General features: G+C 53.8%; 16 protein-coding genes. 3 read left to right on the top strand and 13 right to left on the bottom strand.

Annotated features, from left to right (window positions below; translation table 11 throughout):
- Window positions 1-328: 328 nt before the first annotated feature.
- The gene (locus DXU84_RS13775; protein WP_153375997.1) at window positions 329-1,333 is read right to left on the bottom strand and encodes a hypothetical protein; all 1,005 of its coding nucleotides are present in this window, start codon (window positions 1,331-1,333) and stop codon (window positions 329-331) included.
- Between the two features lie 169 nt (window positions 1,334-1,502).
- Between DXU84_RS13775 and queD the strand changes: the two genes are divergently transcribed.
- On the top strand, window positions 1,503-1,862 hold the full coding sequence (gene queD, locus DXU84_RS13770) for a 6-carboxytetrahydropterin synthase QueD (protein WP_013574001.1): 360 nt from the start codon (window positions 1,503-1,505) through the stop codon (window positions 1,860-1,862).
- 13 nt (window positions 1,863-1,875) lie between these two features.
- On the opposite strand, the gene queE is transcribed toward queD, so the two are convergent.
- From queE to DXU84_RS13755, 3 genes are all read right to left on the bottom strand, one after another.
- The gene (gene queE / locus DXU84_RS13765; protein WP_013574000.1) at window positions 1,876-2,547 is read right to left on the bottom strand and encodes a 7-carboxy-7-deazaguanine synthase QueE; all 672 of its coding nucleotides are present in this window, start codon (window positions 2,545-2,547) and stop codon (window positions 1,876-1,878) included.
- Between the two features lie 101 nt (window positions 2,548-2,648).
- Window positions 2,649-3,347 (bottom strand): N-acetylmannosamine-6-phosphate 2-epimerase, encoded by a 699-nt coding sequence (locus DXU84_RS13760; RefSeq protein WP_153375995.1) that lies wholly within the window; start codon window positions 3,345-3,347, stop codon window positions 2,649-2,651.
- Window positions 3,344-4,897, bottom strand: coding sequence for a PTS transporter subunit EIIC (locus DXU84_RS13755; RefSeq protein ID WP_153375993.1), 1,554 nt, complete (start codon window positions 4,895-4,897; stop codon window positions 3,344-3,346). The genes DXU84_RS13760 and DXU84_RS13755 overlap by 4 nt, the downstream gene beginning before the upstream one ends.
- A 204-nt stretch (window positions 4,898-5,101) precedes the next feature.
- On the opposite strand from DXU84_RS13755, the gene DXU84_RS13750 reads away from it, so the two are divergent.
- Entirely contained in the window at window positions 5,102-5,902 is an 801-nt protein-coding gene (locus tag DXU84_RS13750; RefSeq protein WP_153376059.1) for a MurR/RpiR family transcriptional regulator, read from the top strand.
- A gap of 86 nt (window positions 5,903-5,988) precedes the next feature.
- Here the strand turns inward: DXU84_RS13750 and eno are convergent, their stop codons facing one another.
- The 5 genes from eno to rlmD form a co-directional block, all read right to left on the bottom strand.
- Window positions 5,989-7,293, bottom strand: coding sequence for a phosphopyruvate hydratase (gene eno, locus DXU84_RS13745; protein ID WP_013573995.1), 1,305 nt, complete (start codon window positions 7,291-7,293; stop codon window positions 5,989-5,991).
- Between the two features lie 75 nt (window positions 7,294-7,368).
- Window positions 7,369-9,006: a glutamine hydrolyzing CTP synthase gene (pyrG, locus tag DXU84_RS13740; RefSeq protein ID WP_013573994.1), complete on the bottom strand. Its 1,638-nt coding sequence runs from the start codon at window positions 9,004-9,006 to the stop codon at window positions 7,369-7,371.
- A 348-nt stretch (window positions 9,007-9,354) separates the two neighbouring features.
- Window positions 9,355-10,158, bottom strand: a complete 804-nt coding sequence (gene mazG, locus DXU84_RS13735; RefSeq protein ID WP_013573993.1) for a nucleoside triphosphate pyrophosphohydrolase — start codon at window positions 10,156-10,158, stop codon at window positions 9,355-9,357.
- Window positions 10,159-10,236: 78 nt separating this feature from the next.
- Complete coding sequence (relA, locus tag DXU84_RS13730) at window positions 10,237-12,474, bottom strand: GTP diphosphokinase (RefSeq protein ID WP_013573992.1); 2,238 nt, start codon at window positions 12,472-12,474, stop codon at window positions 10,237-10,239.
- A 9-nt stretch (window positions 12,475-12,483) separates the two neighbouring features.
- The gene (rlmD, locus tag DXU84_RS13725) at window positions 12,484-13,854 is read right to left on the bottom strand and encodes a 23S rRNA (uracil(1939)-C(5))-methyltransferase RlmD (RefSeq protein WP_153375991.1); all 1,371 of its coding nucleotides are present in this window, start codon (window positions 13,852-13,854) and stop codon (window positions 12,484-12,486) included.
- Window positions 13,855-13,917: 63 nt separating this feature from the next.
- Here rlmD and barA point away from each other — a divergent pair, with 63 nt between their 5' ends.
- Complete coding sequence (barA, locus tag DXU84_RS13720) at window positions 13,918-16,668, top strand: two-component sensor histidine kinase BarA (RefSeq protein ID WP_013573990.1); 2,751 nt, start codon at window positions 13,918-13,920, stop codon at window positions 16,666-16,668.
- 47 nt (window positions 16,669-16,715) lie between these two features.
- Here barA and DXU84_RS13715 read toward each other — a convergent pair whose 3' ends face one another.
- The 4 genes from DXU84_RS13715 to garL all read right to left on the bottom strand — a co-directional run bounded on the left by DXU84_RS13715 (window position 16,716) and on the right by garL (window position 21,093).
- Window positions 16,716-18,023, bottom strand: a complete 1,308-nt coding sequence (locus DXU84_RS13715) for an amino acid deaminase (RefSeq protein WP_112152115.1) — start codon at window positions 18,021-18,023, stop codon at window positions 16,716-16,718.
- Window positions 18,024-18,140: 117 nt separating this feature from the next.
- Window positions 18,141-19,280 carry a glycerate kinase gene (locus DXU84_RS13710; protein WP_013573988.1) on the bottom strand — a complete coding sequence of 380 codons (1,140 nt, stop codon included), beginning with the start codon at window positions 19,278-19,280 and terminating at the stop codon, window positions 18,141-18,143.
- A 120-nt stretch (window positions 19,281-19,400) separates the two neighbouring features.
- On the bottom strand, window positions 19,401-20,339 hold the full coding sequence (garR, locus tag DXU84_RS13705; RefSeq protein ID WP_255563054.1) for a 2-hydroxy-3-oxopropionate reductase: 939 nt from the start codon (window positions 20,337-20,339) through the stop codon (window positions 19,401-19,403).
- Entirely contained in the window at window positions 20,323-21,093 is a 771-nt protein-coding gene (gene garL / locus DXU84_RS13700) for a 2-dehydro-3-deoxyglucarate aldolase (RefSeq protein ID WP_153375989.1), read from the bottom strand. Before garL ends, garR begins: the two co-directional genes overlap by 17 nt.
- Between the last annotated feature and the right edge of the window lie 25 nt (window positions 21,094-21,118).

Below are 21,118 nucleotides of genomic sequence, written 5' to 3'. Positions count from 1 at the left end.
TATGCAAAAGCAAGTCATCAATCCGGCCTCCGGCGCTTTTTACAGTATATGTTCGCGCGGGAAAGACCTTTCAGAGGATGTAGGTTAACGAGCAGGATAATAACAATTAAAGAAGTGATGGAAATAATAAATAACCAAAATGACTAAGAGGATTTAGAGGTAAGTTCTATCTAAAAAAGTGGTAAGGCATGATTTTTATCCTACTGAAATCGCTAAAAAATTTACCTCACTGCGAGCAGGCTCTTTGCAAAGTGCCGGATACATAAAGAAAAACCCCGCCGGAGCGGGGTGATGAATATTTTTCAGGATCCAGCTAAACGTGACGATTTTAAAGATGAAAAGCGTTGTGCTGTTCAAACCAGGCGAACTGTCCGGCGGCAAATACTGACATTTTACTGCCGCTGTGGCCGACATCTGACAGATCCATAAAGTGCCAGTTAAACGGTGTGTTGTTCTGTTCAGCGCGTTGCTGGGAAGTGGTGAAATAACTCTCGGCGCGCTCCAGACGATTTGTCCCCTGCGCCATCGCCTGCTTGGATTTGCGCAGCAGGCGGTTTTCCGGATCGTCGTCTTCAGCCCCCACGGCAATCAGCACCGGTTTGGCAAAGTAATCATTCAGTTGCTGCTGGCTGACCGCCACCGGCGCTTCGCGTAAACCGTAAGGCCAGCGCTGATCGGTATCCGGTAATGTCCACCAGCCTGCCGCCGCACAGACCGCGGCTTTCACATTCGGCTCAGGCAACAGCGTCAGCATGCGGTGTACAAACTGGCAACCCGCGCTGTTTCCAAATAAATAGTATTGTTTCTGGCTGGTGACGCCCTGCTTTTGCAGCGTCGTAAACAAGTTATCGACCATGCTGAACGCCCACTGCGATTTCGGCAAACGGTGATGGGTTTTGCTGTCGGTCAGATTACCGAGGTTATAGCCTGCGGCGCCGGGGAAATCCTGCTCACTGAAATGCGGCACGACCACGCGCAGATGATACTGATCAGCAACGGTCATCCAGTCATTGCGGTAAGTTGCGGCATTACGGTCCACGCCGGTCATCACCATAACCACCGGCGTTGTCTCATCTGCACCGGCAGGCTGATAGGTGAAAACTTCCAGCGGCTTTTTACCCGGTGCCAGTGCAATATGCATCGTGCCGGATCCCGGTGGGAAAACCAGAGGTGCTTTACTGACCGGATTTTTGGCAACCGGAGAGGCTTTAACCGCGGGTTGAACCGGTTTAGCCGCAGCGGGGACGGACTGCTGAGGGGTGGCAGTGGTCTCTGCCTGAACACCAGCCGAGAACAACAACGCCAGAACAGCGCAACGAAGCACAGTAATCATTCACTATCTCAACAAGTTAGTTTCTACCGGCTCACTGTATGCCAGCAATGCGGGCGGAGTAAAGAGAGTAAAAGTCAGGATTTGGTGAAGAAAAGCGCAGTTAAGTCATGGCACGTAAGCCGGTATTCCGGTACTATGCCGCGTTTTTTCGAGCAACGAGACATGCCTCATGACCACCACATTATTTAAAGATTTTCAGTTTGAAGCCGCCCACCATTTACCGCATGTGCCCGCCGGGCATAAGTGCGGACGGTTGCACGGCCACTCTTTCACCGTCCGTTTAGAAATCACCGGTGAAGTGGATCCGCATACCGGCTGGGTGATGGATTTCGCCGAACTGAAAGCTGCGTTTAATCCGACTCTGGATCGTCTCGATCACTATAATCTGAACGACATTCCGGGCTTAGAAAACCCGACCAGCGAAGTGCTGGCCGCGTGGATCTGGAACGAGATGAAACCTAAGCTGCCACTGCTCAGCGCCGTGCGCGTGAAAGAAACCTGCACCGCGGGTTGCGTATATAAAGGTTAACTCAGCATATCTCTTATGCAATGTTGAGATACTTATGTGTCTGCATTGAAAGCCGCCAGTTTCTTGCAATGCAGGTCGCAATGCACAGTCTGGTGGCTTCTTCTTTTTGACTGATTGGCTGCAGGGCAATAATCCGCGCTTTGCTGTCAGTCAGGGTTTCCAGCAGGGCATCCAGAGCGTCGATATCACGCTGACGCGCCACCGGATGTTTCACTTCATCGGCGCGTTTCAGTGCCTGCGGCAGAATGTCGTAACCGCCACGCATATTCACTTTCGGGGAAACCGTCACCCAGGTATTCACCGAGCAACGGACTTCGTGCGTGCCGCTGGTTTCAATCTGGCAACTGAAGCCGCTCTTTTCCAGCAATGACGTCAGTTCAGTCAAATCGTAAATGCATGGCTCGCCGCCGGTGATCACCACGTGACGCGCGGTGTAACCTTGCTGCGCGATAACCTCGAGCAGTTGTTCTGAGGTGGCGTTACCCCAGGCATCACTCTCTTCGGTTTTGACCAGAATGCGCTGCATATCGACTTCCCGATCGGCAATTTTATCCCAGGTGTGTTTGGTATCGCACCAGCTGCAACCCACAGGACAGCCTTGCAGGCGAACGAAAATCGCCGGCACGCCGGTAAAATAGCCTTCCCCTTGCAGGGTTTCGAACATCTCATTAATCGGGTACTGCATCGGTTTCTCAGTCATCTCTAAAAAAATCAGCGCACATTATCGCAGATCGCAGGCGCTGCGCCAAATACAGGGCGCAGCAGGAGTGTGTGCAAAAATGTTTATCAGCGTAAAGAGCGGATGGCGTCAGTAAAGCGTTGCGTGATCTGCTGCGGTCGGGTAATTGCACCACCGACCACAACGGAATGCGCCCCCAGCGCTAAACATCGCGCCGCCATTTCTGGGGTATCCACGTTTCCCTCGGCAATGACCGGCGTCGTGCACTGCGCCAGCACCTGACGCAGGAAGGCGAAGTCGTCATGCCAGAGTTTGCTGCCCTGCGTCTCCTGAGTATAGCCGTGCAATGTTGTCCCGATACAATCAAAACCTAAAGCCTGCGCGTTTTGCGCTTCTTCTAAGGTCGCGATATCCGCCATCAGCAACAGGGACGGAAACTCTTTACGAATGTGTTGCACCAGCGCCGCAAGTTGCAGTTCACCCGGACGCTGATGGAACGTGGCATCCATCGCGATCATGTCCGGCGCAACGGTCATCAGCTCACGGACTTCTTTCAGGGTTGCCGTGATATAGACATCGCTTGTGGGGTAATCACGTTTGATGATCCCGATAACCGGCAGCGGCACGGTAGCGCGGATGGCTTTCACATCTGCGACGCTGTTGGCGCGGATCCCCGCGGCACCGCCCTGCATAGCGGCCAGTGCCATACGGCTCATAATAAAATCGCTGTGCAGCGGTTCGTCATCCAGCGCCTGACAGGACACGATCAACTGTCCCCTGACGGTCGTTAACATTGACTGATTCATACTCCCAACATCTCCTCAATTTCATTTTTAATAATCGTGACATGCGGTCCGTAGATCACCTGAATACCGTTTCCGCGGATCAGCACGGCGCGTGCCCCGCTCGACTTCAGCTTGTTTTCATCCACTTCGCTAGCCTGATGAACGCTGATGCGCAAACGCGTTGCGCAGCAATCCAGCTCGGCGATATTGGCCGCGCCGCCCAGTGCTTCGATAATCAGTCCGGCGCGATCGGTCACGACGTTATCCTGCTGAATTTCAGCCTCATCACGCCCCGGCGTTTTCAGGTTGAAGCGCCTGATCAGGTAGCGGAAAGAGAAGTAATAAAGGGCAAACCACGGCACGCCGACCAGCGGGACGTACATCCAGTGCGTTTTGCTTTCGCCCTGTAAAACCCCGAACAGAATGAAATCGATAAAACCGCCGGAGAAAGTTTGTCCGATGGTGATCTGCAAAATGTGGGCAATCATAAACGCCAGACCGTCGAATATCGCATGCAGGACATACAGCATCGGCGCGACAAACAGGAACGAGAACTCAATAGGTTCGGTGATCCCGGTCAGGAAGGAGGTCAGTGCCGCCGAAAGCAGCAACCCGGCGACGCGTTTTTTATTCTCAGGCCGCGCCGTGTGGTACATCGCCAGACACGCACCCACCAGACCAAACATCATGGTAATGAAGCGCCCGGACATAAACCGTGAAGTGCCGATATAAAACTGCTGCGTATTGGGGTCTGCCAGCTGGGCGAAGAAGATCCGCTGCGTGCCTTCCACCAGATGCCCGTTAATTACTTCGCTGCCGCCGAGTGCGGTGGTCCAGAAAGGCAGATAGAAAATATGATGCAGACCGAACGGGCCGAGCATGCGCAGCACAAAACCGTAAATGAAGGTGCCGAGGTAGCCCGTCGCATCCACCAGTCCGCCCATGCCAAAAATCACTTTCTGGAAATGTGGCCAGATGAAGAACATCAACGCCCCGACCACGATGGCCGCAACGGAGGAGATGATCGGCACAAAGCGGGAACCGCCAAAAAACCCGAGAAACTGCGGTAATTCGATTTTGTTGTAGCGCTGATGGAGCCACCACGTCACAAGACCGATTACCACGCCGCCAAACACGCCGGTTTCCAGCGTCTGAATGCCGAGCGCCATTCCCTGCCCGGCGGCACTGATATTGGTGGTCACCAGTTGCCCTTTGAGGATCAGGATGGCGTTGATGGTGGCGTTCATCACCAGGTATCCGAGCAGCGCGGACAAGCCTGCGGTTCCTTTATCACTGCGTGCCAGCCCGACGGCGACCCCGACGGCAAACAACACCGCCAGATTGGCAAAGACGATCGATCCGGCACTGGCCATGACGGTGAAAATCGCCTGCAAGGCCGGAATATTCAGAAACGGATATGCCGTTAAGGTATTGGGGTTGGAAAGCGCCCCGCCAATACCCAGCAGCAATCCGGCTGCGGGCAAAATAGCGATAGGCAACATGAAAGACTTGCCAAACTTTTGGGCTCTTTCGAACCACGCCCCGCCCCCTGAACCATTGAATATTGACATGAGATGACTCCGCGTTGTGTTGTTGTGATAATTATTTTCACCACATTATATAATTAAAATAATAATTACCATCAAATGTGCGACGTTATCCATATGGAATTCTTCTGGCGTTAACTGCGTCACATCAGCCAAACTAGTCAGGTCAATTATTCTGAGGAGAGCCGAGTGAGTCAGACCAAGGAAACAGGCACGCTGTTACTGCGAATGCGTCAGGGACTGGAGAATTACAGTCCGACGCTGCACAAGCTGGGCAGTTTTGTGCTGGAACAGCCGCAGCGCGTGCTTTACCTGACCATCACTGAACTGGCGCGTGAGAGTGATACCAGTGAAGCCAGCGTCACGCGGCTTTGCCGCCAGCTCGGTTGCAAAGGGTTTACCGAATTTAAGATGGGTCTCGCGCTTGAGACCCGACAAAATCCGACATTGCCGTTCGCTGAAGGGAATGACGACGTTCAGACGCTGATCGAAGACAGCATCACTGCCCTGCGTGATACCGGAAAACTGCTCGATCGGCAGGTGCTGGCGGACGCCGCGTTTCGCATTCATAACGCGCGTTCCGTTCAGGTGTATGGTGTTGCAGCCAGCGCTATCGTGGCGGATTATCTGGGTTACAAGCTGCTGCGTCTGGGCAAAGCGTCGCAATGTTTCGCTGATATGCACCGCGCGGCGATGAATGCCGTGAGCCTGGATAGTCAGGATATTGTGGTCGTGATTTCCAGCTCAGGTTCCACTAAAGATGTGTTGCACGCCGCCGCGCTGGCGAAGCGTCAGGGCACCACAGTCATCGGTATCAGCAATACGTTGCGCAGCCCGCTTTCCTCACTGGCCGATATTTTACTGGTGGCCGCCAAACCCGAAGGTCCGCTGACGGCGGGTTTACTGACGTCCAAAGTCGGCGGGATGCTGCTGGTGGAATTACTGATCAATCAGCTGTTAACGCACTCTCCGGATTATCTGCAAGCCAGCGAACACAGCGCGAGTGCCACGCTTTCTTTATTGCTGTAAGACGGAGATCTTAACGATCTCCCTGAATTGCAGACATAAAAAAACCCGCCGGAGCGGGTTTTTATGAAAGTGTTACGGGGCAGTAATTACTGACCTTTAACTTCTTTCAGACCGTTGAACGGAGCAGGAGTACCCGCAGCCGCCAGCGCTTCTTCGATACGGATCAGCTGGTTGTATTTAGCAACACGGTCAGAACGGCTCATAGAACCGGTTTTGATCTGGCCAGCAGCGGTACCCACAGCCAGGTCAGCGATGGTCGCATCTTCAGTTTCGCCTGAACGGTGAGAGATAACGGCAGTGTAGCCAGCGTCTTTCGCCATTTTGATCGCAGCCAGAGTTTCGGTCAGAGAACCGATCTGGTTGAATTTGATCAGGATGGAGTTAACGATGCCTTTGTCGATACCTTCTTTCAGGATCTTGGTGTTGGTGACGAACAGATCGTCACCTACCAGCTGGATTTTGTCGCCCAGAACTTTAGTCTGGTAAGCAAAGCCAGTCCAGTCAGACTCGTCCAGACCGTCTTCGATAGAAACGATTGGGTACTGTTTAGTCAGGTCTTCCAGGAAGTGAGTGAACTCTTCAGAAGTGAACGCTTTGTTGCCTTCGCCAGCCAGAACGTATTTGCCATCTTTGTAGAACTCAGATGCCGCACAGTCCATCGCCAGAGTGATGTCTTTACCCAGTTCGTAGCCTGCTGCTTTAACCGCTTCAGCGATGACAGCCAGCGCTTCTGCGTTAGAACCCAGGTTTGGCGCGTAGCCACCTTCGTCACCAACAGCAGTACCCATGCCTTTAGATTTCAGCACTTTAGCCAGAGTGTGGAACACTTCTGAACCCATGCGGATAGCTTCTTTCAGCGTTTTAGCGCCAACAGGCTGGATCATGAACTCTTGAATATCAACGTTGTTATCAGCGTGTTCGCCGCCGTTGATGATGTTCATCATAGGCAGTGGCATAGAGTATTTGCCTGGGGTGCCGTTCAGTTCTGCGATGTGTGCGTACAGTGGCAGACCTTTAGAAGCCGCAGCCGCTTTAGCAGCAGCCAGGGAAACAGCCAGAATCGCGTTAGCACCGAACTTAGATTTGTTCTCAGTACCGTCCAGATCGATCATGATCTTGTCGATGTTAGCCTGATCTTTCGCGTCTTTACCGGTTACAGCCTGAGCGATAGGACCGTTAACCGCAGCAACGGCTTTCAGTACGCCTTTGCCCAGGAAACGGGATTTGTCACCGTCACGCAGTTCCAGCGCTTCGCGGGAACCGGTAGAAGCACCTGATGGCGCAGCAGCCAGACCAACAAAACCACCTTCCAGATGAACTTCAGCTTCTACGGTCGGGTTACCACGGGAGTCGATGATTTCACGGCCGATAACTTTAACGATTTTAGACATTAAGATTTCCTCAGTACAAGTTAACTAAAGCTTCAGACAAGAGATGCGCCAATGGCGCATCTCTTCCCCGGTATTTTATTTTACCTGACGCTTCTGATACTCACCGGCAGCCTTCACGAAGCCTGCAAACAACGGATGACCATCACGCGGCGTTGACGTAAATTCTGGATGGAACTGACAAGCGACAAACCACGGATGGTTAGGCAGCTCGATGATTTCCACCAGTTGCTTATCGCCAGAGCGACCGGCTACGCGTAAACCTGCGGCTTCGATTTGTTTGAGCAGCATATTGTTCACTTCGTAACGGTGACGATGGCGTTCAACTATTGTCGGCTCGCCGTACATCTCACGAACCAGGCTACCGTCGTTCAGGTGACATTGCTGTCCGCCCACACGCATGGTGCCGCCTAAATCACTGTCTTCGGAACGTACTTCGACGTTACCTTCTTCATCGCGCCATTCGGTGATGAGTGCAACCACCGGGAACTTACAGTCTGGCACAAATTCGGTGGAGTTGGCGTTCTCCATACCCGCAACGTTACGGGCGAACTCAATCAGCGCAACCTGCATACCCAGACAAATGCCCAGATAAGGAATGTTATTTTCACGTGCATAACGCGCCGTTGCCACTTTCCCTTCCACACCACGGTAGCCGAAGCCACCCGGGATAAGGATCGCGTCCAGGCCTTTCAGCACCTCGACACCACGGGTTTCGACATCCTGAGAATCGATAAGTTTAATGTTCACGGTCAGACGATTTTTCAGGCCGCCGTGTTTGAGCGCTTCAATCACAGATTTATAAGCATCTGGCAGCTCAATGTACTTACCGACCATGCCGATAGTCACTTCACCGCCCGGATTGGCTTCTTCGTAAACAACCTGTTCCCATTCGGACAAGTTGGCTTCCGGTGCGTTGATGCTGAAACGTTTACAAATATAGTCGTCCAGACCCTGAGATTTCAATAGGGCCGGGATTTTATAAATAGAATCAACGTCTTTAAGGGAGATAACCGCTTTTTCCGGCACGTTACAGAACAACGCAATTTTCGCGCGTTCGTTGGCAGGCACTGCGCGGTCAGAACGGCAAATCAGCACGTCCGGCTGGATACCGATAGACAGCAGTTCTTTTACAGAGTGCTGGGTCGGTTTGGTTTTCACTTCACCGGCTGCCGCCATGTAAGGCACCAGTGTCAGGTGCATATACAGCGTGTGCTCACGGCCCACTTCAACCGCCATCTGACGAATCGCTTCCAGGAACGGCAGGGATTCGATATCACCGACAGTACCGCCAATTTCAACCAGCACGACATCGTGGCCTTCGCCGCCTTCAATGATGCGTTCTTTGATGTTGTTGGTGATGTGCGGGATAACCTGGATGGTTGCGCCGAGATAGTCGCCACGGCGCTCTTTGCGCAGCACGTCGGAATAAATACGGCCCGTGGTGAAGTTGTTGCGACGAGTCATCTTGGTGCGGATGAAGCGCTCGTAGTGACCCAGATCGAGATCGGTTTCAGCGCCATCTTCGGTAACGAAGACTTCGCCATGTTGAGTTGGGCTCATCGTACCCGGATCCACGTTGATATACGGGTCCAGTTTCATGATGGTCACGTTGAGGCCACGGGCTTCGAGAATAGCCGCCAGAGAGGCTGCGGCAATGCCTTTACCCAGAGAGGATACGACCCCGCCGGTCACAAAAATATAATTAGTTGTCATGCTGAACCTGAGAGGTTAGGTTTAAAGATGATGGAGTAACCAAGACGGGAAAACAGTATACCGGAACCTTGTGTGCGCCACAAATAAACGTTTTGCTGTCCATCATCGTTTTCCTTACCGTCAGTTCAGAAGGGTTAACCCTGCCAGCGCTGTTCTTTCATTCTTTCAAAAACAAACAGTTAGCTTGTAAAAAGTGCTGTGTTGTTCGCATGACGCACTAAAACATCTTAGATTTCAATTTGTTGGACTTTACTGCTCTCAGATCAGCCGGTTAAGCACTGAATGACATTGAGCTTAACCGTTTCAGCAGATTCAGATCTTGTTTCCGATCAAAGTCGGAGAGCTAACTCAGCCTTCCTGCTTTTTCACCTGCTGCCAGGCGTCTTCCATCTGCTCAAGTGTAGCATCTTCCATGTTTAAGCCTTTTCCACGGATAATTTCCTCGACCTGCCTGAAACGGCGCTCAAACTTGCGGTTGGCCGCCTGCAACGCATCTTCCGCTTTGTGGCCTAAATGGCGGGAAAGATTCACCGTCGCGAACAGCAGGTCGCCGATTTCCTCGCCGAGCTTTTCTTCATCGATCACTGCCTGACGCGCTTCAAACATCACTTCGTCGATCTCTTCGTAGACTTTGTCGAGCACCGGCCCGAGTGTGGTCCAGTCGAACCCGACATTCGAACAACGCTTCTGAATTTTGTGTGCTTTCATCAGCGCAGGCAACGCGGAAGGAATGTCATCGAGCGCCGAATGCAGGGATTTCTCCGCCCGCTCTTGTGCCTTACGCGCTTCCCATTTGACCAGCACATCCTGACTGCTGGCGTCTTTCGACCAGGCCGCTTCCTGCCCAAAGATTTGCGGATGGCGGCGCTCTAATTTGTCCGAAATAGCATTGCAGATATCGTCAAACTCAAACAGCCCTTGTTCGCTGCCCATCTGCGCGTAAAACACCACCTGAAACAGCAGATCACCCAGTTCGTCGCGCACATCGTCGTAATCTTTGCGGGCGATGGCATCCAGTACTTCGTAGGTTTCTTCCAGCGTGTACGGGGCAATCGTCTCGAAAGTTTGCTCTTTATCCCACGGGCAGCCCGCTTCTGGGTCGCGCAGGGTTTTCATAATGGTGAGCAGGCGTTGTAAAGAAGAGTCGGTCATAGGATCTGTCCGTTTTAAAAGAGATGAGTCAAAAACATAAAAGAAAAGGCCCGACTGGCGGGCCTTATAAGCGTTTGATCAGCTGCCGTGAAGCCGCTTGGCTTCAATTACATCCGGCAACTGGTTCAGTTTGGCAATCACACGTCCCAGCACCTGCGGGTTGTAGATTTCGATATCCATGTCGATGGTCGCCAGTTGCTGGCGTGTGTCGCTGCGGCTGGCAACACCGAGTACGTTCACTTTTTCATTGGCAAGAATCGTGGTGATATCACGCAGCAGGCCGCTGCGGTCGTTAGCCACCACACGTACCACCAGTGAATACCCGCTGGAGTAACTTTCGCCCCATACGGCATCGACCACACGTTCCGGCGCATTCGAACGTAAATCTTCCAGTTGATCACAGTCGGCACGGTGGATGGAAATCCCGCGGCCCTGAGTGATGTAACCGACGATTTCGTCGCCCGGGATCGGCTGACAACAGCGCGCAATGTGGTGCATCAGATTACCGACACCTTCAACCACCACGCGGCCATTGTCTTTGGTACGGGTCGGTGGCGGTGTGGTTTTCTGCGTCAGCTGGCGCAAAGCTTCTTTATCCAGCTCTTCCGCACTCGGCTTTTTCAGCTGCGATTGCAGGAAGTTCACCATCTGATTCAGACGGATATCGCCGTTACCGATTGCGGCCAGCACTTCATCCAGCGAGTTGACGTTGTAGCGCGGCAGCAGCAGTTTCTCGGCATCTTTGATGCTGATATCCAGTCTGTCCAGCTCGTCATCGAGGATTTGTTTACCGGCAATAATGTTCTTATCGCGATCCTGTTTACGGAACCAGTTTTGAATTTTCGAGCGCCCGCGGCTGGTCGTGACGTAACCCAGACTTGGGTTCAGCCAGTCGCGGCTTGGGTTCGCATGCTTCTGGGTGATGATTTCAATCTGATCGCCCATATGCAGCTGATAGGTGAACGGCACGATGCGGCCGCCAATTTTCGCCCCGATACACCGGTGCCCCACATCACTGTGGATGTGATACGCAAAGTCGAGCGGCGTGGAGCCCATCGGCAGGTCGATCACGTCGCCTTTTGGCGTAAACACGTAGACGCGATCGTCGAACACCTGGCTGCGCACTTCGTCGAGCATTTCGCCCGAATCGGCCATTTCTTCCTGCCACGCGATAAGTTTTCGCAGCCAGGCAATACGACCTTCGTAGCCCCCGCTGCGGCCACCGACCACAGCGGTGCCTTCTTTGTATTTCCAGTGCGCCGCGACGCCCAGCTCAGCATCTTCATGCATCTGACGCGTACGGATCTGCACTTCCAGCGTTTTCCCACGCGGCCCCAGCACCACAGTGTGAATCGACTGATAACCGTTCGGTTTCGGGTTGGCGACATAATCGTCGAACTCATCCGGCAGATGGCGGAAATGAGTGTGCACAATCCCTAACGCGGCGTAACAATCCTGTAAACGCTCCACCACAATACGCACGGCACGCACGTCGAAGAGTTCGTCGAAGGACAGGGATTTTTTCTGCATCTTGCGCCAGATGCTGTAGATATGTTTGGGACGGCCGTAAACATCAACTTTGATGCCCTCTTCGGCCATCGCATTTTTAACGGTCGACACAAAATCGTCGATGTACTGCTCACGGTCGATACGGCGTTCATGCAACAGTTTGGCAATGCGTTTGTATTCGTCAGGATGCAGATAACGGAAGCAGAAATCTTCCAGCTCCCATTTCAACTGGCCGATACCCAGACGGTTAGCCAGCGGCGCATAAATATTGGTACATTCTTTGGCCGCCAGTACGCGCTCTTCTTCCGGCGCATCTTTCACTTCGCGCAGATGAGCGATACGTTCAGCCAGTTTCAGCACCACGCAGCGGAAATCTTCCACCATCGCCAGCAGCATGCGGCGGACGTTGTCCACCTGCTCGGAAGCCATGGAATCGTTTTGCGTGGCTTTCAGCTGGCGGATGGCATCCATATCACGCACGCCATGTACCAGATCAGTAATGGCTTTACCGAACTGTTGGGTCAGGGTGTCTTCATCAATGATGCCGTCATCAACCAGCGGGAACAGCAGCGCCGCGCGCATACTGTCGTTATCCATGCTGAGGGTCGAGAGGATTTCAACCATCTCCAGACCGCGCCATAGCAGCAGCGAGGCGTCAGGATGGCCCTGCGTTTGTTGCTCGCAGTAGCGCCAGGTTTCGGCTAAACGCTCACATGATTGCTGGCTGGACAGTCCTAAACTATTGATCCAGTCGTCGAGCGCGAACTCGCCAGCCGTGTTCAGATGTGCACTTCTTACCGCAACCATACCCTCTCCCTACGTTTCTGACACAACACCTGTGTCAGACGGGTTGATAAACAGAGCCATCGATTCAAGGTGACCGGTGTGCGGGAACATATCCAGCATACGCACCCCGGCCAAACGATAACCCGCCTCCAACAAAATTTTACTGTCCCGCGCCAATGTTGTGGGGTTGCATGACACATACACCACACGCGCCGGGGCAAGCTTAACAATATGCGTCATCACGCCAGCAGCGCCACCCCGGGCCGGGTCCAGCAAGATTTTATTGAAACCTTGTGCCGCCCAGGGTTGTTTACTGACATCATCTTCCAGATTCTCATGGAAGAAGGACACATTCTCTAATCCATTATTCCGGGCATTATCTTGCCCATTCGCCACCAGTGTAGCAACACCTTCGACGCCGACAACCTGGTTAGCTCTTTTTGCCAGCGGAAGGGTGAAATTCCCCATCCCGCAGAACAAATCCAGCACGCGATCTTCCGGCGTCAGTTCCAGCCAGTCCAGGGCCTGCGCCACCATTTGCTGGTTAACGGCATCATTCACCTGAATAAAATCGCGCGGGCCAAATTTCAGATTCAAACCATCAATCTGATAATAAGGGGGTTCGCCGCACAAAGGCGCCAGAGTCTCGCTGTCAGGCGCCAGAAAAATCGTTAACTGATGTTGCGCCGCAAACGCCGTCAGGCGCGCACGATCGGCTTCACTGAGCGGATCAAGATGACGCAGCACCAACAGCGGGCCGTTATCCGCCAGCACCATTTCCAGATGCCCGAGGCGTTTCGCCGCCGATAATGACGACAAACATTCCTGCACCGGCACCAGCAGTTGCTCCAGTTCAGGCCGCAGAACAGGACATTTAGTGATGGCCACCAGATCGTTGGAGCCTTCCTGACGGAACCCCATCACCAGCGGGCCGCTGACGGCACCGGCTTTACGCCCCGGTTTAACGCCCGCAATTTGCAATCCCAGACGCGCACGACGGCGGTAACCGTATTGCGGACCGGCAATCACTGGCAGCGGATCCGCCAGAATACCGGTTTCGCGGGAAATCAGGCGTAATAACGCCGCTGATTTACTGCGCTGTTGCAGTGCCTCGCTGGCGTGCTGCTGTTGACACCCGCCGCAAGTGGAATAGTGCGGACACAGCGGTTTTACCCGATCGTCGCTGGTGGTCAGCAAACGCTTCAGCTTACCTTTGGCGTACTTGCTTTTATCTTCTGTTAAAGTGACTTCTGCCTGTTCGCCGGGCAGTAAACCACTGACAAATACGGCTTTGCCATTGTGGCGTGCCACACCTTGCCCGAAAGTATCAAGGTCGGTGGCGGTCACAGTTATCGTTTGCCGGGTCGTCACGCGACGGTTCGGAGAGTAGAATTGAGCCATTATTGTCGATTACACGCTGGTTTATTAAGCTTACTTTAGCTAATTCTCCCACATTGGAACCTCATGACCAAATATAGCCTTCGCGCACGGATGATGATCCTGATCCTGGCACCGACATTAATGATCGGTTTGCTGCTCAGCACCTTCTTTGTGGTGCACCGCTACAACGAGTTGCAGAACCAGCTGACAGAAGCCGGAGCCAGTATTATCGAGCCTCTGGCAGTCGCAAGCGAATATGGCATGACGTTCCGGGAACGCGAACCGGTGAAACGGCTGATCAGCCGTCTGCACCGTAATCACTCTGATATTGTACGCAGCATCAGTGTGTTTGATGGCGAGAACAAACTGTTTGCCAGTTCGACCAGCCAGCATGACGACAGTCCGTTGCAGGTAAAACGCATCGAAGACATTCCGCGCGAGCTGACGAAAACCCGTTCCGGCGATGTGCTGATCCTGCGCACGCCCATTCAGGCTGAAAACCATACGGAAGCGGATGACGAAACCTTCAGTGCCTCGCCGGACAACCGGCTGGGTTATATCGCCATTGAACTGGATTTACGTTCGGTAAAACTGGCGCAATATCAGGAAGCATTCGTATCCACCATGCTGTTATTGCTGTGTCTGGGTATCGCCACGCTGTTCGCTTATCGCCTGATGCGCGACGTGACAGGACCGATCCGTAATATGGTGAATACCGTTGACCGCATCCGCCGCGGGCAGCTCGACAGCCGCGTGGAAGGCAACATGCCGGGCGAACTGAGCATGCTAAAAAACGGCATTAACTCGATGGCGATGTCGCTGACGGCCTACCACGAAGAAGTGCAGCAGAATATCGATCAGGCAACGTCAGACCTGCGCGAAACGCTGGAGCAGATGGAAATCCAAAACGTCGAGCTGGATCTGGCGAAGAAACGTGCCCAGGAAGCGGCGCGTATCAAATCTGAATTCCTGGCGAACATGTCTCACGAGCTGCGTACCCCGCTCAACGGTGTGATCGGCTTTACCCGCCAGACACTGAAAACGCCGCTTTCGCCAACGCAGGCGGACTATCTGCAAACCATTGAGCGCTCCGCGAATCACCTGTTAACCATCATTAATGACGTGCTGGATTTCTCCAAGCTGGAAGCTGGCAAACTGGTGCTCGAGCATATTCCGTTCTCGCTGCGTGAAATGCTCGATGAAGTGGTTATTTTGCTGGCGCACACCGCGCATGATAAAGGTCTGGAACTGACGCTGAACGTCCACAACAACGTGCCGGAAAACGTGCTGGGCGATCCGATGCGCATGCAGCAAGTGGTGACTAACTTGCTGGGAAATGCGATTAAATTTACTGAAACCGGCAACATCGATATCAATGTCGAGCTGCGTTCGCAGAACAATTTGCAGGTGGAACTGGAAGTGCAGATCCACGATACCGGCATCGGGATTTCCGAACGTCAGCAGTCGCAATTGTTCCAGGCTTTCCGTCAGGCTGATGCCAGCATTTCGCGCCGACATGGCGGCACCGGATTAGGGCTGGTGATCACCCAGCGTCTGGTGAAAGAAATGGGCGGAGACATCAGTTTCTACAGCCAGCTGAACCGCGGTTCGACCTTCTGGTTCCACGTCACGCTCGAGCTGAATGAAAACCGTCATATTACGCCGGTTTCCATGAATCATCTTGAAGGCAAACGTCTGGCCTATGTTGAAGCCAATCCGGCGGCGGCGAAAGCCACGATGGAAATCCTGCAGGCCACACCGCTGGATATCACACATCGCACCACGCTGGCTGCGCTTCCTGAGCCATGGTACGACATCATGTTGTGCAGCATTCCGGTCAAACCGGATCAGGTTCTGGCGGACTACGAGGGTAAATTGCAGAAAGTGCTGGGCATGACACAGCACCTTCTGCTGGCGCTGCCGAGTCAGTTCCAGGTGGATGCCGAAGAATTGAAAAGGCGTGGCGTTCAGGCCTGTCTGATTAAACCGATGTCGAGTATCCGCCTGCTGCCGCTGTTGTTACATGAACAACAGGCTTCCGTCAGGGTGATCGGTAACGACGAAGATAAAACCTCGCGTCTGCCGCTGACCGCCATGGCGGTGGATGACAATCCGGCAAACCTCAAACTGATTGGCGCCTTGCTGGAAGAACTGGTGGAAACCACCGTGCTTTGTCACAGCGGTGAAGAAGCCATCGATGTCGCACGTCATACCGATCTGGATATTATTCTGATGGATATTCAGATGCCGGATATCGACGGCATTCGCGCCAGCGAAATCATCCACCAGATGGCGCGCCATGCCAAAACGCCGGTGGTGGCCGTCACCGCGCACTCGCTGAGCGGCGAGCGTGAACAGTTACTGAAACTGGGGATGGACGATTACCTGTCTAAACCCATTGATGAAAGCATGCTGAAAAATGTTCTGTCGCGCCATCATCAGCATCAGACACAGCTGGATTCACCGTTGCAGGCCAGCGAGTCACTCGCGCCGATCAGCACACTCGACTGGCAACTGGCACTGAGTCAGTCAGCCAATAAAGTCGCGCTGGCGCAGGATTTGCTGCAAATGCTGGTGGAGTTTCTGCCGCAGGTGGCAGAACGGGTGGAAGCCGTCACGCGTGGCGAACCGGACGACGATATTCTGGCGCTGATCCACAAGCTTCATGGCAGTTGCAGCTACAGCGGCGTACCGCGTCTGAAACGGCTGTGTTTCTACATTGAACAACAGCTTCGTCAGGGCGTCAGCGTGGAAACGCTGGAACCGGAATGGTTTGAACTGCTTGATGAAATTGACAACGTGAAGCGCGCAGCAGTGGCGTATTTACCGAGGTAGTCATTAAAAAGATTAACGCCCGTCATCGTCCGGGCGTTTTCGTGTCGTCAGAACCAGGTCGTCACCGCGCCGGTCACATCCCACTGTTCATTCACCAGCAATAACTGACGCCATTTGTCGAACGTCAGGCACGGATGGCAGATATCAAACACCAGCATGTCGCCGACTTTCAAATCCGCATCTTCCGGGATCGACATAAACGCATGCTGATCCATCATCGCGAACACCTTCCAGTCGTCAGGCGCGGGCACCACCGTGGTGTATCCGGCCTGTGTGGCGCTACGCGGACGAAAATGTCCGGCCGCTTTCGGGTATCCGGCATCATAACCGGCATCACGTTTGCCGAACGCAATAATGGCCCTGCCCGGTTCCGGCAACGACTGCACGGCTGCCCAGACCTGCAATGCTGGCTGTAAGCTGCTGTTCATTTCACGCGCCACCGGATTGCTGGTTTGCATACGCTCCAGCGCCGCCTGATACGCGCCAACGTCGTGTGTCACGTAACAACCGGAACGCAGAATGATATCCAGCACGTAGCGTTTTTCTGCATCAAGATGGGTTTCTTCCCGCGTCAGTTCCTCGGCAACCACATCGAACCAGGCGGAACCTGCACCGGTCAAAATCACCTGAGGTTCAGCAAATTCTCCGGCCTGCGCCAGCGCTTCGGTACGTGTCATCACGTGACGCAGGAAACGGCGGATCACCGCTTCATCATTGCTCACGCCTTCATAAAGCTCGACGCCGACCAGCGCCAGTGACTGCGGCCAGCGCTTCACCGCCGCCAGTACGTCGGCTTCCTGTTGTTCGGTGCGAATACCGGTGCGCCCGCCCGTTATGCCGTACTCAAACATCACCCGCAGTTTCTGCCGCTGGCTGGCAAAATAGTGCCCGAGCGCATCGGCGTTCTCAGCAGAATCCACGATGCAGGTAAAATCAAATGCCGGGTCATCACGCAGCAACCCGGCAATGATCGCCATGTTGCCTTTCCCCACCAGCTGATTCGCCATGATCACTTTGCGCACACCGTGCCGGAACGCGGCATTAACCTGCGGTGCCGTTGCCAGCGTGATGCCCCATGCGCCGAATTCCAGCTGCATCTGATACAACTCAGGGCTCATGGTGGTTTTGCCGTGCGGTGCCAGTTTGAGCTGATAACGCTGGATAAATTCACGCATCCAGGAAAGGTTGTGTTCGATTCTCTCTTCGAGCAGCACCGCCACCGGCAGGCTGACGTCTTCACGCAGGATATTCCAGCCCTGTTCACGGATATCGCGCATGCGCGCACCGTCACTCAGCGGCCCCAGCCCTTTCGTTTGCGTATTAACCGGCTGCTGTGAAAAATCGATCTCTGACATACGTGTTTTCTCATTGGCGAATGTCTTTAAAACCTAACGTAAAACCGAGGGAAATAAAATACAAAAACCGGCGCAGGCTGGGCCTGAACACCGGTTTTATATCCTGAGTGCTGTCGGTTAAAGCTTTTGCGATAACTTAATAGTGGCGGCAATATTTCGTGCTGATTTACGCAAGTTGTCTGCGGCGTTTTTCAGGGCATCATCGAGCGTACAAATGCTGTAGAGCACGCTGAAAACAGCATCCAGACCATGGTCGTAAACGACATCAACATCTTTTGTCAGACTGCCGGCAATACCAATCACGGGCTTGTTGTAACGTTTAGCCACCCGTGCCACACCAATTGGCACTTTGCCATTGATGCTCTGACTGTCAATCCGCCCTTCACCGGTAATCACCAGCGTGGCATCTTTCACCAGTTCATCCAACCCCAGCGCATCGGTGACGATCTCAATGCCCTGGCGCAGTTCGGCATGACAGAACCCGTAAAGTGCCGCTCCCATGCCACCGGCAGCACCGGCTCCGGGAACATGCTCAACGTCGATACCCAGATCCTGTTTGATCACCCGGGCGTAATGATGCAGATAGCCGTCGAGCTGTTCGATCATCTCCGGTGTTGCCCCTTTTTGCGGGCCAAAGATGGCAGAAGCTCCGTCCTTGCCGGTCAGTGGATTCGTGACGTCACAGGCCACTTCAAAGCGGCATGTTTTAATTCGCGGATCCAACCCGCTGATATCAATGTGGTGCAGTTTTTCCAGCTCGCCTCCGCCCTGACCAATAGATTTGCCATCTTTGGTCAGCAACTTCGCGCCCAGCGCCTGCATCATGCCAGCGCCACCATCGTTGGTAGCGCTGCCACCAATCCCGATAATGCAGTGTTTTACGCCGTGGCCGAGAGCAGAATGGATCAGTTCCCCTGTACCATACGACGTGGTTTTCAGCGGATTACGTTGCGCCGGAGGAACACTTTCCAGCCCGCTGGCCGCCGCCATTTCGATGAAAGCGATTTTCTCATCACCTGAAAGGCCAAAAAACGCTTCAAGCGGGGTGCCCAGTGGTCCGGTGACATTCACCTTCACCACACGCCCACCGGTAGCCGCCACCATGGCCTCTACCGTGCCTTCGCCGCCATCGGCAACCGGCAACTTGACGTACTCTGCCTCGGGGAAAATCTCACGGAACCCACTCTCGATGGCTTTTGCCACATCCAAAGCAGACAAACTTTCTTTGTATGAATCCGGTGCGATCACTATTTTCATAAAGTCATTACCTTCATAAACTGCACGCGCCGATGTGGAAAAGCGTCCTGTCAGTTTTGCATCCTGCCTGAAGGGCCGCGCGCCAGCCGTGTTCATTCAGCGCCGCGCGTCCGCCGCAGACTAACGGGTAACTTCAACCTTCGCTAAGGTTTCATAATAGCGTGCAATAGCGCTATGGTCAGATTGCCCGTGACCATCCGCTTTCAATGCCTGCATCATTTCCATGACCAGCGAGGTCAGAGGCAGTTGTGCGCCGACGCTGTGTGAGGTGTCCAGTGCGTTCGCTAAATCTTTGATGTGTAAATCAATACGGAAGCCCGGTTTGAAGTTGCGATCCATCACCATCGGCGCTTTCGCTTCCAGCACGGTACTGCCTGCCAGACCACCACGAATTGCCTGGAAAACCAGATCCGGATCCACGCCCGCTTTGGTTGCCAGCACCAGTGCTTCTGACATCGCCGCAATGTTCAGCGCCACAATCACCTGGTTCGCCAGCTTGGTCACGTTGCCTGCACCAATATCACCGGTATGCACCACCGAACCTGCCATGGATTTCATGATTTCATAGCATTTATCAAACACGGCTTTGTCGCCACCCACCATGACAGACATAGTGCCGTCGATGGCTTTTGGTTCACCACCGGAGACCGGCGCATCGAGCATCGCGATTTGTTTAGCGGCCAGCGCCTCACTGATTTCACGACTTGCCAGCGGCGCGATAGAACTCATGTCGATGAAAATGGTGCCCGGACGAGCGCCTTCAATCAGACCATTTTCGCCCAGCGCCACGTCTCTCACCTGCGGCGAGTTTGGCAGCATGGTGATGATCACATCAGAAACCGCAGCCACCGCTTTTGGTGTGTCTGCGGCTGTCGCGCCGAGTTGGACAATTTCGCCGACGGTATCCTGATTGCGGTCCATAACGACCAGCTCGTAACCTGCTTTCAGCAGGTTTTTGCTCATAGGCTTGCCCATGATGCCTAAACCAATAAAGCCAATTTTCATTCGGGTATCCTCTTTATATTGATGTAATGAGAGCGGATCACTGGGTGAAGCGATCGCACAGCGCCTGTGTGCCTGCACGGAAAACGCCTAAATCACTGCCGACAGCCACGAAGGTCGCTCCCCACTCCAGATAACGGCGCGCATCCGCTTCAACCGGTGCCAGAATACCGCTCGGTTTGCCATGCGCTTTTGCACGCGCAAAAATGTGACGGATAGCGGCCTGCACGTCCGGGTGTCCGGCGTTGCCCAGATGACCCATGCCTGCGGCCAGATCACTCGGGCCGACGAAAATGCCATCGATGCCATCAACGGCAGCAATCGCGTCCAGATTATCGACGCCCTGCTGGCTTTCGATTTGCACCATCACCGCGATGTTGTCATTGATGCTGTTGAAGTAATCCGGCACGGTGCCGAACATGTTGCTGCGGTGGGAAACGGAAACGCCGCGGATCCCGGCAGGCGGATAACGGGTAGAAGAAACGGCCAGCTCAGCCTGTTCCTGTGTTTCCACAAACGGCACCAGGAAATTGTAGAAACCGATATCCAGCAGACGTTTAATCACCACCGGATCGTTGAATTGCGGACGAACTACCGGCGCGCTGCGGCTGCCTTTCAGCGCCATCAGCTGCGGCACAAAAGTGCTAACATCGTTTGGCGCGTGTTCGCCGTCGAGCAGCAGCCAGTCAAAACCTGCGAGGCCAAGCACTTCGGTTGAGATCGGGCTGGATAATGCTGACCAACAGCCAATCAGGGTTTTCCCTTGCAATAAGTCCTGGCGGAACCGGTTTGGAATCATTTGATTACTCATATCTGACCTCATAAAAGGGGGCAGA

The organism is Rahnella sp. RcJ3, assembly GCF_009498575.1.
Classification (GTDB): Bacteria; Pseudomonadota; Gammaproteobacteria; order Enterobacterales; family Enterobacteriaceae; genus Rahnella; species Rahnella aceris.
The sequence above is the reverse complement of the archived record's forward strand: the minus strand, read 5'-3'. Positions and strand labels throughout refer to the sequence as shown.

What these genes read in the sequence shown, in the direction of transcription:
- DXU84_RS13775 (WP_153375997.1), bottom strand. Translation starts at nt 1,333, where the DNA reads ATGATTACTGTGCTTCGTTGCGCTGTTCTGGCGTTGTTGTTCTCGGCT.
- queD (WP_013574001.1), top strand. Translation starts at nt 1,503, where the DNA reads ATGACCACCACATTATTTAAAGATTTTCAGTTTGAAGCCGCCCACCAT.
- queE (WP_013574000.1), bottom strand. Translation starts at nt 2,547, where the DNA reads ATGCAGTACCCGATTAATGAGATGTTCGAAACCCTGCAAGGGGAAGGC.
- DXU84_RS13760 (WP_153375995.1), bottom strand. Translation starts at nt 3,347, where the DNA reads ATGAATCAGTCAATGTTAACGACCGTCAGGGGACAGTTGATCGTGTCC.
- DXU84_RS13755 (WP_153375993.1), bottom strand. Translation starts at nt 4,897, where the DNA reads ATGTCAATATTCAATGGTTCAGGGGGCGGGGCGTGGTTCGAAAGAGCC.
- DXU84_RS13750 (WP_153376059.1), top strand. Translation starts at nt 5,102, where the DNA reads ATGCGTCAGGGACTGGAGAATTACAGTCCGACGCTGCACAAGCTGGGC.
- eno (WP_013573995.1), bottom strand. Translation starts at nt 7,293, where the DNA reads ATGTCTAAAATCGTTAAAGTTATCGGCCGTGAAATCATCGACTCCCGT.
- pyrG (WP_013573994.1), bottom strand. Translation starts at nt 9,006, where the DNA reads ATGACAACTAATTATATTTTTGTGACCGGCGGGGTCGTATCCTCTCTG.
- mazG (WP_013573993.1), bottom strand. Translation starts at nt 10,158, where the DNA reads ATGACCGACTCTTCTTTACAACGCCTGCTCACCATTATGAAAACCCTG.
- relA (WP_013573992.1), bottom strand. Translation starts at nt 12,474, where the DNA reads ATGGTTGCGGTAAGAAGTGCACATCTGAACACGGCTGGCGAGTTCGCG.
- rlmD (WP_153375991.1), bottom strand. Translation starts at nt 13,854, where the DNA reads ATGGCTCAATTCTACTCTCCGAACCGTCGCGTGACGACCCGGCAAACG.
- barA (WP_013573990.1), top strand. Translation starts at nt 13,918, where the DNA reads ATGACCAAATATAGCCTTCGCGCACGGATGATGATCCTGATCCTGGCA.
- DXU84_RS13715 (WP_112152115.1), bottom strand. Translation starts at nt 18,023, where the DNA reads ATGTCAGAGATCGATTTTTCACAGCAGCCGGTTAATACGCAAACGAAA.
- DXU84_RS13710 (WP_013573988.1), bottom strand. Translation starts at nt 19,280, where the DNA reads ATGAAAATAGTGATCGCACCGGATTCATACAAAGAAAGTTTGTCTGCT.
- garL (WP_153375989.1), bottom strand. Translation starts at nt 21,093, where the DNA reads ATGAGTAATCAAATGATTCCAAACCGGTTCCGCCAGGACTTATTGCAA.